Source organism: Geodermatophilus sp. SYSU D01105, assembly GCF_054050095.1.
On the sequence record NZ_JBJGYR010000009.1, the window covers coordinates 147,913 to 162,237 of the forward strand.

General features: G+C 72.0%; 13 protein-coding genes. 7 read left to right on the forward strand and 6 right to left on the reverse strand.

The features are described from left to right. Nucleotides 1-720: 720 nt before the first annotated feature. From ACI79I_RS10840 to ACI79I_RS10850, 3 genes are all read left to right on the forward strand, one after another. Complete coding sequence (locus ACI79I_RS10840; RefSeq protein WP_456992340.1) at nt 721-2,496, forward strand: hypothetical protein; 1,776 nt, start codon at nt 721-723, stop codon at nt 2,494-2,496. Between the two features lie 206 nt (nt 2,497-2,702). Further along, complete coding sequence (locus tag ACI79I_RS10845; protein WP_456992341.1) at nt 2,703-3,485, forward strand: hypothetical protein; 783 nt, start codon at nt 2,703-2,705, stop codon at nt 3,483-3,485. A 699-nt stretch (nt 3,486-4,184) separates the two neighbouring features. After that, complete coding sequence (locus ACI79I_RS10850; RefSeq protein ID WP_456992342.1) at nt 4,185-4,883, forward strand: hypothetical protein; 699 nt, start codon at nt 4,185-4,187, stop codon at nt 4,881-4,883. Between the two features lie 102 nt (nt 4,884-4,985). Here ACI79I_RS10850 and ACI79I_RS10855 read toward each other — a convergent pair whose 3' ends face one another. Both ACI79I_RS10855 and ACI79I_RS10860 read right to left on the reverse strand, forming a co-directional pair. Next, the gene (locus ACI79I_RS10855) at nt 4,986-5,759 is read right to left on the reverse strand and encodes an AfsR/SARP family transcriptional regulator (RefSeq protein WP_456992343.1); all 774 of its coding nucleotides are present in this window, start codon (nt 5,757-5,759) and stop codon (nt 4,986-4,988) included. A gap of 91 nt (nt 5,760-5,850) precedes the next feature. After that, nucleotides 5,851-6,060 carry a hypothetical protein gene (locus ACI79I_RS10860; RefSeq protein ID WP_456992344.1) on the reverse strand — a complete coding sequence of 70 codons (210 nt, stop codon included), beginning with the start codon at nt 6,058-6,060 and terminating at the stop codon, nt 5,851-5,853. A 600-nt stretch (nt 6,061-6,660) separates the two neighbouring features. Here ACI79I_RS10860 and ACI79I_RS10865 point away from each other — a divergent pair. The 3 genes from ACI79I_RS10865 (at nt 6,661) to ACI79I_RS10875 (ending at nt 11,304) form a co-directional block, all read left to right on the forward strand. Next, nucleotides 6,661-8,898, forward strand: a complete 2,238-nt coding sequence (locus tag ACI79I_RS10865) for a hypothetical protein (protein ID WP_456992345.1) — start codon at nt 6,661-6,663, stop codon at nt 8,896-8,898. A gap of 159 nt (nt 8,899-9,057) precedes the next feature. After that, nucleotides 9,058-10,419: a hypothetical protein gene (locus ACI79I_RS10870; protein WP_456992346.1), complete on the forward strand. Its 1,362-nt coding sequence runs from the start codon at nt 9,058-9,060 to the stop codon at nt 10,417-10,419. 483 nt (nt 10,420-10,902) lie between these two features. Then, nucleotides 10,903-11,304, forward strand: coding sequence for a hypothetical protein (locus tag ACI79I_RS10875; RefSeq protein ID WP_456992347.1), 402 nt, complete (start codon nt 10,903-10,905; stop codon nt 11,302-11,304). 217 nt (nt 11,305-11,521) lie between these two features. On the opposite strand, the gene ACI79I_RS10880 is transcribed toward ACI79I_RS10875, so the two are convergent. The 3 genes from ACI79I_RS10880 to ACI79I_RS10890 form a co-directional block, all read right to left on the reverse strand. Then, nucleotides 11,522-12,286: a superoxide dismutase family protein gene (locus ACI79I_RS10880; protein ID WP_456992348.1), complete on the reverse strand. Its 765-nt coding sequence runs from the start codon at nt 12,284-12,286 to the stop codon at nt 11,522-11,524. Continuing rightward, nucleotides 12,202-12,603 (reverse strand): hypothetical protein, encoded by a 402-nt coding sequence (locus tag ACI79I_RS10885; protein ID WP_456992408.1) that lies wholly within the window; start codon nt 12,601-12,603, stop codon nt 12,202-12,204. The genes ACI79I_RS10880 and ACI79I_RS10885 overlap by 85 nt, the downstream gene beginning before the upstream one ends. Before the next feature lie 81 nt (nt 12,604-12,684). Continuing rightward, nucleotides 12,685-13,431, reverse strand: a complete 747-nt coding sequence (locus ACI79I_RS10890; RefSeq protein WP_456992349.1) for an alpha/beta fold hydrolase — start codon at nt 13,429-13,431, stop codon at nt 12,685-12,687. Between the two features lie 278 nt (nt 13,432-13,709). Here ACI79I_RS10890 and ACI79I_RS10895 point away from each other — a divergent pair, with 278 nt between their 5' ends. Further along, nucleotides 13,710-13,925 carry an FCD domain-containing protein gene (locus tag ACI79I_RS10895; RefSeq protein WP_456992350.1) on the forward strand — a complete coding sequence of 72 codons (216 nt, stop codon included), beginning with the start codon at nt 13,710-13,712 and terminating at the stop codon, nt 13,923-13,925. A gap of 17 nt (nt 13,926-13,942) precedes the next feature. Here the strand turns inward: ACI79I_RS10895 and ACI79I_RS10900 are convergent, their stop codons facing one another. After that, entirely contained in the window at nt 13,943-14,296 is a 354-nt protein-coding gene (locus ACI79I_RS10900; RefSeq protein ID WP_456992351.1) for a nuclear transport factor 2 family protein, read from the reverse strand. Nucleotides 14,297-14,325 lie beyond the last annotated feature (29 nt).

Genomic DNA, 14,325 nt, shown 5'->3' on the forward strand with positions numbered 1-14,325 from the left:
GTCGTGTCCAGCCGTGTACGTCTCGCCACCTCCAACCTCGAGAGCCTGGACCACACCGTCCAGTCACCCAGCCTGGCTCGTCGCATCGAGCTCATGGGCCCGCAACTGACCCGCCTCGACGCCGACGTCCCGTGCTTGCAGGAGGTGAGAGCGACCGTCACCGGCCAGACCCCCGGGTCGCCGGCCCTCGACGCACGAGGACCCGGACGCCCGGCCGGTGACGTGGGAGCGGCCCCCCTTGCGCGCCCGCCTCGCCCTGGACCCGTCAGGCCATCACCAGGTGGTCAACGTCCACCTGAAGAGCCGGCTGCCCGTCGCCATCCCCGGACAACGGACCGCTCCCGCTGACGCGCGTTCCCCGTGCAAGACGGTGCCGGCTGGGCCGAGGGTCGTTCCTGCCCAGTCTGAAGCAGGTGGGTCAGGCACTGGGAGCTCCTCCACCCGCGGCCGGACCACGATGATCGACCACGTCCTGGCCTCTCGTGCGCTGCCCCCGTCGTCGCCTGAGTTCCGGATCCGGTGACAGGAGCCATCCCCTCTGCACGGTGCGGTCCCGGGGGGCACCGCACGCGCCGGCACACCCGGGCCATCGGTCGGCATCACGCTGCTCACCGCCTGTCGTTGATGCCGCGATGACGACCCGGTGACGCACCGCCGCGGACCCTCTGTGCCGAGCGTCAGCCCACCCACAGCCCACGTCCGACCGAGGATGGGATCGAGATGATCGAGCACAAGGCGACCAAGCCGATGGCCATGCTGTTGCAGGACCCGTCCATCCGGGGGGCCGACGGCGAGTGCCTGCACGAGGACTGGCCGTTCCCGCTCGACACCGACCACCTGCTCGGCAGCGGGTCCAGCAAGTTCGTGGTCCGCGACACCGACCAGTTCGACAACCCCGTCTTCGACTCCGGTGACTGGTCCGACCCCGGCCTGACGTTGACCTACGACGAGTTCAACCGGGCACCGGGCGAGCGCCCCCTGCTGGAGAACGCGCAGTTCCACCAGGTGAACGCCTTCGCCGTCGCCGGCCACACCCTTCGGGCGTTCGAGGAGGCGCTGGGGCGGCAGATCCAGTGGCGCCACGGCGGCCCCCTGGTGATCCGGCCGCACGCCTTCGAGGGGGCCAACGCCTACTACGACGGGATGTCGCCGTCGCTGAACTTCGGCTACTTCCGCTCCCCCATCCGCTCGGCGACGGTGTGGACCTGCCTCTCCCACGACATCGTGGCCCACGAGCTCGGGCACGCCGTCTTCGACTCCTTCCGACCGCTGTTCCTCTACTCCGCGGAACTGGACGCCGCGGCGCTGCACGAGTCGCTGGGCGACCTGTTGGCGTTGTTCTCCGCGCTGGAGCACCCGCCCGTGGTCGAGCGCATCTTCGCGGACTCCGGCGGGGACATGCGTCGGCCCACGCTCGTCAGCGGCCTCGCCGAGGAGTTCGGGATCGGCCTGCGCGGCAGCGGGTCGGCCTACCTGCGGTCCGCCCTCGAGGGGCCGCCGTACGACGAGGCCGACAAGGAGCCGCACGCCCGGTCGACGGTGTGGACGGCCGCCGTCTACGACATCCTCGTGGAACTGGTCGACGCCGTCCTGGAGACCGACTGCCCCGACCCCGAACGACGGCGGGACCTCGAGTCGTTCGAGCAGGCGGTGGTCACCGCGACCCGGCGACTGCGGCGGATGACGCTGCGCGCGTTGTCCTACGCGCCCCCCACCGGCGTCACCATGCCGGTGCTGGCCCGCGTCATGTACGAGGCCGACCGGCGCCTGTTCCCGAACGACGCGCTCTCCCGGGACATCGCCCAGCGGGTCTTCGCGCGGCGCGCCCTGTGGGACGAGGGGCTGGTGTTCACCGCCCCCGGGATCGGGCTGAACTTCCAGGACTGGGACGCGCTGAGCCCCAGCGCCCGGGCCGCGCTCGTCGCCCACCACGCCGACGCGCTGCGCATCCCGGCCGGCCCCGGCATCCGCCTGCTCGCGCCCCAGCTCACCACGGCGGTCCGGGAGGCCGACGCCGCCAGGAGTGGGGTCGAGACCGGGGCGGTCACCGAGCGCTATCTGCACTATGCCTACGAGTACGTCGTCCAGCAGGAGGTCCTCGGCGAGAACGGGCCTGAACTGGTCGGCGTGTCGGTGTTCAACGGCGGCACTCTGGTCCTGGACGACTGCTGGAACGACGTGCTCCTCGTCACGGACCCGCCCGTCTGGACCGAGGACCTGGCCGCCGAGAACCCCGCACAGAGCGCCTTCCGGCGAGCCGTCGACCGGTTCCAGGAGACGCACCGCTCAGCCCTGGGGTCACTGCGGGCGCCGAGGACGGACTCGGCCGCCGGGGACAGGGTCCTCGTCGACCGGCCCGGGTGCCCGTTCGCCGTCAAGGCGGTGGGCGGTGGAGCCCTCCGGTTCGTCCGTCGACGGTGCGACATCGCCGACCACCTCCGCGCCGTCGGCAGCTCCTCCGTCACGCTCCGACTCCCCGGGAACCGGGTGTCCTGAACCGCTGGCGACGAGGGCCGGCGACTGGCCGGGACCCACCCCGTCGCCGTCCGACCGACCACGAGTGTCCCGGTCGAGGCCGCTCGTCCCACCGGACCGGGACGCGGAGCCGGGCCCGACCGGCAGTCGGTCCGGGTCCGCGGCGCAGGTCACCGGGGACAGCACGACGCGATGCAGCCGTGGTGAGCGACGTGGAGGGAGCAGTCATGGCATCACCGGACGCGGACATGACCACGCTGTTGGAACTCGCCGCGGGAGGTCACTCCACGGCTCTGCTGATCGAGGGGTACGTCGTCGACGACCGCAACCTGCCGGGCAACGTGGTGGTGGCGCAGTCGCCGCAGTTGCTGTACTCCGTGGGCAAGGCGGACGTCGAGCACCAGGAAGGAGCAGGGGACGGGCGCGTCCGGCTCCGGATACGCCCGGGGGCTCAGGCCTTCCGCATCGAGCCGTTCCTCGTCGGCGACTCGTACCCGCCCTCCACCGACCCGCAGTCGCCGTTCGGCGTGGGGATGGAGCACATCGTCCCGCCCCCCTCGGCGGAGTTCAGACGCGCACCCGGCCTCGGCAACGACCTCACCGACACGGTGGAGCTCGCCGCGGCGCCCACCCTGGAGTCAGTGGGAGCGCGCTGGACGGACAGCTGCGCGGGCGGCGACCGTTACGCCAACAACTGCGCGCACTTCCTGTCCGACGCGTTCATCCGTGCCGGCTTCGCGGAGCTCGCGGCTCCCAACCCCCACATCCACGCTCGGTGCGGTACCTCTGCCAGGCGGCCGATCCGGGCGCGCAACCTGTGGAGCTGGTTCCAGTCCAAGGCGACCAGGACCAGCCGGACGCTGCAGCGGAACACGGGCTGGTGGGCAGCGTTCCAGCTCGACGAGAGGGTGTACTGGGGCGGGCACGTCGCCGTGTGGGACTCGGACGCCGACCAGCCGTACGGCACCGGGTGGTATCCGCACTGGAACCAGTACCTCTACCAGTGGTGAACGAGGTCCCGGTCGGCATGCCCCGAGACCGCGGTCGTGCTCGGTGCCGGCGAGGGAGGCGGTCCGCCGGGAGACGAGGCCCGCCAGGGCGGGCCGGGGCACTGGACCTGACGGGTCGTCCGCTCGGCCGGGTGGGTGCTGGCCTGGTCGTACGGCGACTGGCAGCCGCCGTCGACACGTCCCGTGCCCGACGTCCTCCCCGCGTCGTGGAGTGAGGCGAGATCTCCGATGACTCCCGTGCAGGACGACCGACCCGGTGCGACCGCCCAGGCCGATCAGCCGACGACCCCGGCCACACCCAAGGTCACACGGGCCCATCACGCACCGCGCTTCTCGAGTGCGGAGCTGACGACCCGCGCCTGGCGGGAGGAGGCCCTCGCCCGCGCCGCTGAGATCGAGACCCTGTCGAACTGGATAGACGAGTTGCCGCCTGACAGACGAGGGGAACCCGAACACGGCGCCGACAAGCACCTCGCCGACGCCATCCGGGGTCACATCGGGGCCGTCCGGAACGCCGCCACGGCCGGAGGGCCACGGATGCGGACCGGCGCCCGCTTGGGGAGGGTCGCGAGCAACCTGCACGCCGCCGAAGCCGATCTGCTGCGTCGGGCCCCTGTGTGCTACCTGTGCGGCCAGCTCCCGAGCCTGGAAGCGCACGTCAGGCGCCACCTGCCGGCGGACGACCCCCGCCGCAGCCGGGTGGAGGACCTCACCCGCAGGCTCAGGGACGACGCCGGGACCCTGACCCAACGGGATCGCGAGAGCCTCATCGCCGCTGCCCGGGCGGCGAGTTCGGCCTCGGAGCGCGAACAGCAGCGGATCCGCAACTTCCGCACCGTCCTCGCCGCAGCCACGGTCCTGCTGTTCGGCATCGCCGGCCTCGTGGGGCTGCTGGGAGCGCTCCGGCCGGAGATGGTCGCGCTGTGCTTCGAACCCCAGGTCGAGCTCGGGAGCGAGCACGTGATCGTCTGCCCCACCGGCCAGCACCCCCTGCCCGCTCCGGATGACACCACTCGCGACGTGGACGACGCCGTGCGGGAGACGGTGACCCCCTGGGACGTGCCGTTGATCGAGGTCATCGGGCTCGTGGCGGCCGGCGTCACCGGGGCGGTCGCCCTCCGCCACCTGCGCGGCTCGTCGACGCCCTTCGGCGTCCCGGTGGCGCTCACGGTCCTCAAGCTGCCCACTGGGGCGTTGACCGCCGTCCTCGGCCTCCTGCTGATGCGGGGCGGGTTCGTCCCGGGGCTGACGGCTCTCGACACGACGCCCCAGATCCTCGCGTGGGCGGTGGTCTTCGGCGCGGGTCAGCAGCTGTTCACCGGGCTCGTGGACCGGCAGGCGCAGAACGTCTTCGACTCGGTCGGCGGCAAGACCTACACGGCTACCGGCGGATCATGACCTCGGCGACGGCCGGCGCACGGCACTCACCGTCCGGTCCCGGTGACACGTGCCATGGTCCAGGTGGTTGCTGGTCCAGGTGGTTCCTGCGGTCTGCGGCCGTCAGCGCCGCCCCGACAACGAGCCGGCGCCAGCGCACCGGCACCCACCCGTCGGGGCCGTCGCACCGAGGTCTCGCACGAGCCGGGCCATGTGCTCGCTGGGCTGGATGCCGAGCTCGTCAGCGAGGAGTTGCCGGAACTGCTCGTAGGCGCGCAGGGCCTCACAGACGTTGCCCTCCGCGAGGTGGAGGCGGATCACGATGCGGTGGGCGCTCTCCCGGAGGGGTTCGGCGCGCATCGCGGCGTAGCCGGCCTGCAGCGCGTCACCATATCGGCCGACGTCGGCCAATCGTCGGGCCACCGCCTCGAGGGCGTGCATGCGCACCTGGCGGAGCCGCTCCCGCTCGAGGAGGACCCAGTCGTCGTACCAACCCGGCAGCAGTTCACCAGACAGGCCGACGTCGGGCAGGTCCATCTCGCCGCAGGACCGAGGGTCCTGCACCTGCCGAGCCCAGTCGTCCAGTTCACGGACGTCCACGCGCACGCCATGGGCCAGGGACAGCGAACCGCCGGACGTCTCCACCAGACCGGGAGCCACCTTCTGCAGCCGCCAGAGGGCCGATCGCAGGCTGCCCTGGGCGTGGCCTTCAGGCACGTCGGGCCACAGGATGCCGGCAATGGCCGCCCGTTGCGGACGCGCGGAGAGGCACAGGTGGGCGACGAGCCGCTGGATGCCGCGCGGCAGGTCCTCCCCCAGCAACCGGGACACGGGACGCACCGTCTGCAGGGAGAAGCCGTCGAGCAGGGTGATCCGGGAAGTCGAGGTGAGAGTCACGGCGGACACCCCCTGGGGCCACCCTCGGAGCAACGTGCGAGCGGAGTGCGGTACCTCGGTGCCGAGATGCTCTGAGCAGCACGGCGTGGTGTCAATCCGTTGCGGTTCCGTAACGCAGGAACTCCTCGAGCCAGTGACTCACCGCGTCGATCACCTGACTGGGAGATGAGGCCACAGCCACGGTGCGGACGCCCTCCGTCGAATCAGAACCGACTGCCGTCACCCGCGCCCGGAACTGTTCCGACTCCCCCTCGAACCAGACACGCACGAGGAAGGCTGCGCTTCGGTCGTCGTCGGCCACGGCCACCCTTCACACGACTCAGTCACGCAACGTGGGGGCTGCGCGCGGTGGACGGCCTGCTCACGACCGCCGACCAAGGACCAGTGACATCGCTTCCCGTGACAGTGCGTGAGTGCACTCCCCCGACCGGACGAAGTCAACCTCGACCGACGGAGTGGTTCGCATTCGACGGTGACCTGACTCAGGACACCCCTTCATCACCAGTTCCTGCGCGATCGATCGGACCGACTCGTCGGCATCCTGCACGGCTGCCTGCCTCGCACCGGCTACGACGGAGCCACCCCTGGCACACCGACTCCACCACCCAGGAGGCAGCCGCCTGACGGCTGGGCGGGACGTGGGATGTGGGAGTGCCGGGGTCGTGAGTCACGACCCTCGGCCCTGGGACTCCCTCGAGGCGCCCCCGAGGCCGCCGCCGCGGAATCGTCAGACCGATCAGCCCGCATGCTTCCCGGACGGGTGCAGGGGTCACGGTGACGGGACGGTGACGGCGGCGTGACGGCGCCGACCCAGTCTGATGGGGCTGTGCACACAGGACCCGGGTGCACGCAGGACCCGGGTGGCTCATCCGATGATGCCGAGCGGTGACGGTCCATGGCGTTGACCCGTCCTCTGAAGCCGGACGTGGCTTGGGTGGCCGCCGCCCTCTTCGGTGCGATCGGCGTGTTCGCCACCTGGGTGGGCCTGCTGGACGTCCTGGCCGCCGCCAACTTGCAGTACAAGCTGATCGGGCTCGCGTTCGCGACGGCCGGGCTGGTGCTGCTCGCGGGTAGCGCCGTGCTCGCCCGGGACACCTGGCGGTGGAAGCGCGGTCGAGTCGCGGCTGTGGCCGCAGGCGTCGCCGGGGTGTTCGTGGGCGGCTACCTGCTCCTGATGCAGTACCGGGCACCTGACCTGTCCCGCGGTCGCCTGCCCCCGTTGCCGGCGTGGGTGCCGTGGGCCGCCATCGTGGTGGCCTCGGCGGTGGCGGCCGTGCTCGGCTGGCGGAGCACCAAGGACCACGCCGCCGAACAGGTGACCTGGACGGCGATCGGCGGACGGTTGTTCGCCGGCGGGCTCTCCGTGACCGTGCTCTTCAGTGGAGTCAACTGGTGGTACACGCAGCAGTACCAGCCGGGCACCACCGCGGCGGCCCTGACCGTCACGACCGAGCTGCGGCCGGCCCCGGGAGCGGCGGGGGAGAACGCCGACGAGACGTCGGACCCGCACATGTTCGAGGGCACGATCACCGTGAAGAACGTCAGTTCCACCAAGGTCCAGATCGTTGCCTCCCTCTACCAGGTCACGACGGTCACCCATGGCCTGCGTGACCAGATGGACGGCATCAACGAGGTCGACCGGGAACGGCAGCAGGTGGCCTGCTTCCTCGAGGAACTCGCGCCAGTGACCGACCCGGAGTGCGACCAGCCGCACATCTACCAGTACGGCCAGTTCAGCGCCGGAGACCCGAGGGCCGAGGACGACTACCCCATCTCCCGCACCAGCCGGCCGAGCGCGGCCCAAGCGCTCCAGCTGGGGCACATCGTCGGGGACGGCTCATGGCTCGAGCCCGAGGAGGCGTTCCAGCACAACCTGCTGGTCCACGTCCCGGACCACGAGGACCCGAGCGGGTCCCCCGGCCTGGAGGAGCTGCAACTGTCGGCATGGCTGGCCGTTGCCCAGGGATCGCGACTCGTCCTCGAGCGGGTCCCGAGTCACGGGCCGGAGATGGTCCCCCAGGCTCTCATGAGCAACGAGGAGTACCGGGACTACAAGGAGGCCGAGGAAGCAGTCCAGCGCGGCGGTTGGCAGGACGACGCCGGCGCTGGTGCCACCACGGAGCCTGACAGCACCGTCGAAGTGGACATCGGTCGTCGAGACGCGTACTACGAGGAACTCACCATGCCGAGGGGTTCGGCCGAGGCCCCCCAGCTGGTGCCACCCGAGCAGGTGAGGTCGCCCCGTCCCTATCCCCACCGCTACACCGTGGTCGAGTGGCCGATCGAGGACTTGAGCACCCTCCATCGACTCGTCTGGGGCTCCCACGTCGTCAACACCGTGCAGGTGCTGAGCATGCGGCTGTACGACCCGGCGAAAGCGGCCCCTCTCATGGAGGTCGAGCTGGCCAGCATGGCCACGTGCATCAGTCCCTCGGGGACGTTGGAGGGCCAGGCCGAGGACGCGGAGATCCGACGCGACCCGACCGCCGTGTGCCCCGGGACGTGGTACTCCCTCGCCGACAGCGAGGGGCGCGTGGCGAACTCCTACGAGCGCCGGTACCAGGAGATGGCGGAGTACGGAGAGGAGATGGCGGGCTTCTACGGGCTCGTCCAGACCGGGTCGCTGGACGTGGTGTCGCTGACCACCGAGGCAGAGGCCGCCGCGACCACGGCGCCGGCTGCGCCGCAGTTCCATCCGCTGCCGAGCGACGTCTTCCGGCAGTGCGAACCGGCGCTGGAGTCCGCGAGGCTGCTCACGGACTTCTACGAGACGGAGATCCAGAGCGCCTTCGAACGCCATCTCGCCGAAGTGGGTGGAACGGCCTCCGACGGGACGAGTGGAGTGCAGACGCTCGAGCAGGGTGCCGAGTCAGCTGAGGTCTTCGACGCGTACGTCCAAGGAGCGAACAGTGCGCTCCTGGCCTGCAGTGGTGTCGAGGCACCGGCGGACACCCCCGCGGCCTCGTGCCCCAAGGCCGCGGCGACCGAGATCGATGCCCTGCGGTACGCCCAGGACCTCGGTCGTGCACTGCGGGAGGCCGAGCCGACGGACGCCTGGCGCCAGCGCGGGAGGGACGCCCTGCAGGCGTACCAACGGGCTCAGGAGGAGGTCGCCCGATGGCTCACGGACTGCCGCTGAGATGGCGGCACCGTCCGGAGCCGTACGGCCCACCGCTCGGCGACCGGGCGAGGTCGCACGACGTCCGGCCTCGGTGCAGGTCGTACCGACACGCTGCAGAACCTGCGGTCACCGACGCGGTGTCCGCTCCGACCGGCAGAGACCCCTGGGGGGTCAGCGATGTCAACAACGCTCATCCGCCGCATCGGCTCCACCGCAGCGGTCCTCGTGGCGTTCCTCGCCCTGGTGCCGGCGGCTCAGGCGGGTCCGGCCGGCGACGAGCCGGCGACGGTGGACGCCGACCTGGTGGGCACGCACGCCGCGCTCGTGCGCATCAACGTGGTCACCGACGTGACGATCGCCCACGTCAACCACTCCACCGGGGACGTGGTGATCCACCAAGGCACCTACGAGGTGCCCCAAGCTGAGGCGACCGGGGTGCTGGTCACCGGGGACGGCGTGATCGCGACGCTGTACCGGCTGCTCCGGGAGGACCTGGACACGGTGACCGTCCCGGCCGCCAACCGACTCTTCGTGGAACAGATCGGCGCGCAGTTGGTGGACGGGAACGACACGACCGGCCCCACACACGCGACGGATCCCGCGATCGACGAGCACCTCCAGCACTGCTACCGACGGGTCGAGCACTGCATCGTCGTCCCCCACGAACGCTATGAGGTCGTGCTGCTCAGTGCGGACTCGCAGGACCCCGTGCCGGCCACGCTCGTCAACCAGCCCTCCGGCCCCACCGACGTGGCGCTCCTGCGCATCGGCGCCGGAGGCCTGCCGACCGCCGGCCTGTCTCCGACCCAGGAGCCGGTCGACGAGGCGATGGTCGCCGGACTCGAGTGGGAGGTGTCGCAGTCAGCTCCGTCCACGCGCAGCCTGCAGCCCGCCAACGAACCCGTGCGGCTGGACGGCAGCAGGCTGACGGGGGGCCCGACCCTGACCAGCTCGCTCGCCGGTGGGCTCAACGGCGGACCCGTCATCGACCGGGCCACCGGGGGTGTGCTCGCGCTGGCCGACTGTGACCCGTCCTTCGTCGTCTCCGCGGTCGGGGCCGCCAGCATCCAGGCCGCCCTGGTCGGTGCCGGCATCACGCCTGCGCGATCCGGTTTCGACATCGCGTTCGCGGAGGGGCTCGCGCAGCTCAACCGGGAGGAGTACGCGGTCGCTGCCGAGCGGCTGCAGACGGCGACGACCTACTTCGACTCAGCCCTCGCCCGCGACTACCTCACGCTCGCCCAGGACCGCGCCGCCGCCCAGGAGGAGGCCGCCAGCAACCCCGTGCCTGGCGACGGGGGCATCGCATGGTGGATGTGGGGCGTGGTGGCGCTGCTCGTGCTCGGGGCCCTGGTCACGGGGCTGCTCATCGGACGACGTCGCCCCCCTGCCGGCTCGGACGGCAGACCCGCACCTCCCCCAGGGACCCACAGCGCCGGCGACACCGACCCCGCTGTCGTGGGGACTCCGAGCGCGACGGATGGAGCGGCGCCCAGGGCAGGGAGCCCATCCGCCGGCCAGCGAGATGCTGACCGCTGAGCCACTGCTCGTCCGGGAACGAGGACTCGGCGTCCCGTGCGCGCACACGGACGTCGCTGCGCTCTCGACGACGCCGCCGCCGCAGCGGCAGACGTCGTGCCGCGACCGGTCGCGGACGAGGCCGCCGTGAGCGCCGACGAGGGTTCGTCGGCGGAGGTGTACCCGTTCGCCAAGAGGAGAGCCCCCCGCCCGGAGGCCTCGACTCCTCGTGGTGACGACACTGCTCCGGTCAACACGCCGTCCGCCCCCTCTGCGGAGCCGTCCGGAGAGTCCAGGACGTCCACGCGACAGCGACGCCGTCGCCCCCTGTGGGTCGTCGTCGGGGCCGTCGTGCTGGCGGCGGTCGTGGTGCTCCTCGTGCTCTGGCGACCGTGGGAAGGCGCGTCCGACCGGGTCACGCGGCAACTGGGGGTCGGCGGGTACTCGGCGGACGTTCCGCGCGACTGGGAGACATGGCGCCGGCCGGGCATCGAGGGTCAGGCAGTGCTGGCCCCGGTCGACTGGTCCGGGATCTTCCTCGGCGAGGCGGGCGCACGGCAGGAGGCGGCCAGCGCGGCTCAGCGGGAACCCCGGTCGGCGGTCGGCCTGTACATCGCGGAGAGGCCCCTGCTCAACGCGAGAGACCCCGTGCAGCAGCGGGAGCAGATCCAGGCGTCCCTGCCCTTCAGCACGATCTCCCCGCCCGGTGACCAGACCGAGGTGGTCGGCCGCGACACCAGCACCTTCGACGGGAGTCTGCAACTGACCCCGGGCGAGGTGCTGCACCTCCACCTGTACTTGATCGAGGGACCCACCCCGGTTCTCCTCGTGTTCTTCGCCCCCGCTCACGTGGACCACGCCTGGCTGCCGACGTTCCACCGGGTGACCGCCTCCATACGGCAGTAGGACCGACTGCGCCGGCCGTCGTCACTCCGCGAGCCGGTACGGCGATGACCACGCCCTGCCGAGCGCCCGCTGGGATCCCCTCGCCCCAGGCCCGCGCGGACGAGGGCACCACGGCCGACTGCCGCCTCGGCAGCATGGTCACCGACGGGCCGGCGGGGGTCGAGGCACGACGCCGAGGCCACGGCCACCCGCCTGCCGACACGTCGGCCGAGGGACGTCAGCCTCCGACCGGGGCGCACGCGATGCGGCCGCCCGCATCGCCGGTGTTCCGGGTCATCTCGTCCGGCCCCTCGGGCGCGTAACGCTCAGGGATGTTCGCGTAGTTGTCGCGGAGGGCGTGCACCATGGCCGCGGTGCCGTCGTCGTCGGTGAGGTCGGCGAGGGTCAGGGCATCGGTGACGGCCGTGAGTGATCCGGCGCCCGACCCGGTGACGTACAAGGCGGGGAGGTCGCCCGGGTGGTCGCCGTGGTCGGACTCCCCCGCACCGATGTGGCCTCCTGCCGAGAGGAAGTCCCCCGTCATCGACGGGTCCGACGGGCTCGCGCTGTCCGGCTCACACACCCCGATGGCGTGCAGGTGGAACCCGTGGAAGCCGGGTGGGAGGCCGGTGACCTGTACGGACACCCGGGTGCCTCCCTCCGCCTCCGACACGTTCACGGTCCCGACCTCCGTGCCCTCGGGGTCGACCAGCGTCGCGGTGAGCTCGTCGGTGCTGGTCCGGGGTTCCTCAGCGCCTGCCGCTGAGTCCTCGCCCTGTGTCCCAGCGCCTCCGCAGCCCACGACGAGAGTGATCGCACACGCGGACAGGAGGGGGTGGCAAGCGCTCGAGGCATGAGGTCCTCCTGACGGTCGACTCTCCTGCCGGCGATGGTGACCGGCGGAGATGCCGGAACGGCTTAGCCCCGCGTCCCCGAGCGGGGCTCGGCCAGGAGTTGCACCGAGAAGACTCCTCCGCCGCGTGAGGTGAGGGAAGTCGCCCACGCCTGCTCCTGCCGCATCCGTGGACCGAGCGGGCACCCAGCGGCGATGTCGTCACCGGTCGTGACCACGAGTGCCGGGAAACCGTTCCTGCGGCGACCGGGGATGCCCCCACGTCCGCGCCGGTTGGCGCGGGAGGGAGGGATGCGGGTGGCGGCCATCCACCACGCCGCCGAGGCCATGACCTGCGCCGTCACGTCGGCGGCGCTGCCGGCCACCCGGACGCCGCCGAGCGCGTGACCACCCCCAGATGCCGATCCCCGATCGGTGACCCGGGAGACCGCGAAGACGAGGACGCCGATCAGGTCGAAGGTCTGCACCGGAGCTCCCGATCCGTACCGGGCCCGCTCTGCCGTGTCGACTCGGACGGCGGAGCGGGCTCGACGACGGTTGCCGTGCCGTCAGGCGGCCGTTGCGCGCGCGGCCTCGTCGATCAGCCGCGCGACGGCCCCGGGCCGGGAGACGGTCACGGCGTGGGATGCGTCGACCTCGACGGTGTGCGAGTGCGCGCGCTCGGCCATGAAGCGCTGGGCCGCCGCCGGGACGGCCAGGTCGCGGAGCGTGACGAGCGTCCAGGACGGGATGCTCTTCCAGGCCGCCTTCGTCGCCTCGTCCGCCAGCGCGTCGCCGATGATCGGCCGCTGCGTGACGGCCATCAGCTCGGCGACGTCCGCGGGCACGTCCGCGGCGAAGACCGACCGGAACTGCTCCTGCGCGATGTAGAGGTCATCGACGGTCTGGCCGTCGGGACCGTGGACGGGCACCGGGCGCAGGGCCGACCCGAGCTCGTTGCCGGGGTACCTCCCGGCCAGCTCGCCGGTGCTCTCCCCCTCGTCGAGCAGGAAGCTGGCGACGTACACCAGCGCCCGCACCCGCGGGTGCCCGTCGGCGGCCTCGCTCATCACGCTGCCGCCGTAGGAGTGGCCGGCGAGGACGATCGGCCCGTCCACGCCGTCCAGGACGTCGCGCAGGAACTCGGCGTCGCCGTGCAGGCCGCGGAGCGGGTTGGCCACCCCGATCACCGGATGGCCGTCCCGCCGGAGCTGGGCGATCACGCCGTTCCAGCTCGATGCGTCGGCGAAGGCCCCGTGCACGAGCACCACCGTGGGCTCGGCGCCGGTGGGGGTCTCGAGCGTGGTGCTGGTCATCGCTTCTCCCTCTCGGTCGGTGGGCGACCCCGCGTCGCCCGGGTCGTCGCACACCGCGTGCGCGCCCCCGTCAGCCCCCTCGACGTCCGTGAGGTCAGGGACGCCCGCGACGTCGTCGCGGCGATGCACGAGGTGGCGGTACGCGGAGCAGTCCCCGTCCCCACGGAGACCGACGTCGCCGCCCTGCGCGAGGCCAACCGGCGGTTCGCCACCGCCGTCGGGTCCGGCGACGTCGAGTCGGCGCTCCGCGCCGACGACGAGCTGCACGGCGTCCTCGTGTGCGCATCGCGGGCAACCGCGCCCTCGAGACGGTGCTCGAGCAGTTCACGCCCACGGTGCGCCGCGCGGAGCGGTTGCGGTTCGGCTCCCGCTGCGGCCGGGCATCGATCACCCGGCACGACGAGCTCATCCGGCTCTGCGCCGCCGGGGACGTCGAGGGTGCAGCCGCCGTCGCCTACGACACCTGGCACAGCCTGCCGAGCGCCGAGACGTGACTGCCGGGGACCGGTCGTCACGGCGCGATGACCAGCTCGGCGATGAGATCGCCGTCCAACGCGAACCGGTAGCGGAGGTCGACGACGCCACCGGGGAAGTCGCCCTCCAGGCGGTTGACGGCCACCCAGTGCGCGTCGTCGATGCGCTCGGCCGCGACGAGCGTGGTCGTGTAGCTGAACTCGACCCCGGCCCGGGACAGGAAGCCGTGGACCTCCTCGGTCCCGCGGTGGGCCGTGCCGTCGTCGACGACCACCGCGGTCGGCGTGAAGGCGCGGAGCGCGGCGTCGGCGTCGCGGGCCACGTGGGCGGCGAGGTACCCACGGATCACGGCGGGCAGTTGGTGGGGTCGGGTGCTGGTCGGCGTGGTCATGCCCCGACGGTGCGGCCTCCGGGCGCGGG

Coding starts and splice junctions, on each gene's coding strand:
- ACI79I_RS10900 (WP_456992351.1), bottom strand. CDS start 14,296: ATGACCACGCCGACCAGCACCCGACCCCACCAACTGCCCGCCGTGATC.
- ACI79I_RS10840 (WP_456992340.1), top strand. CDS start 721: ATGATCGAGCACAAGGCGACCAAGCCGATGGCCATGCTGTTGCAGGAC.
- ACI79I_RS10870 (WP_456992346.1), top strand. CDS start 9,058: ATGTCAACAACGCTCATCCGCCGCATCGGCTCCACCGCAGCGGTCCTC.
- ACI79I_RS10845 (WP_456992341.1), top strand. CDS start 2,703: ATGGCATCACCGGACGCGGACATGACCACGCTGTTGGAACTCGCCGCG.
- ACI79I_RS10890 (WP_456992349.1), bottom strand. CDS start 13,431: ATGACCAGCACCACGCTCGAGACCCCCACCGGCGCCGAGCCCACGGTG.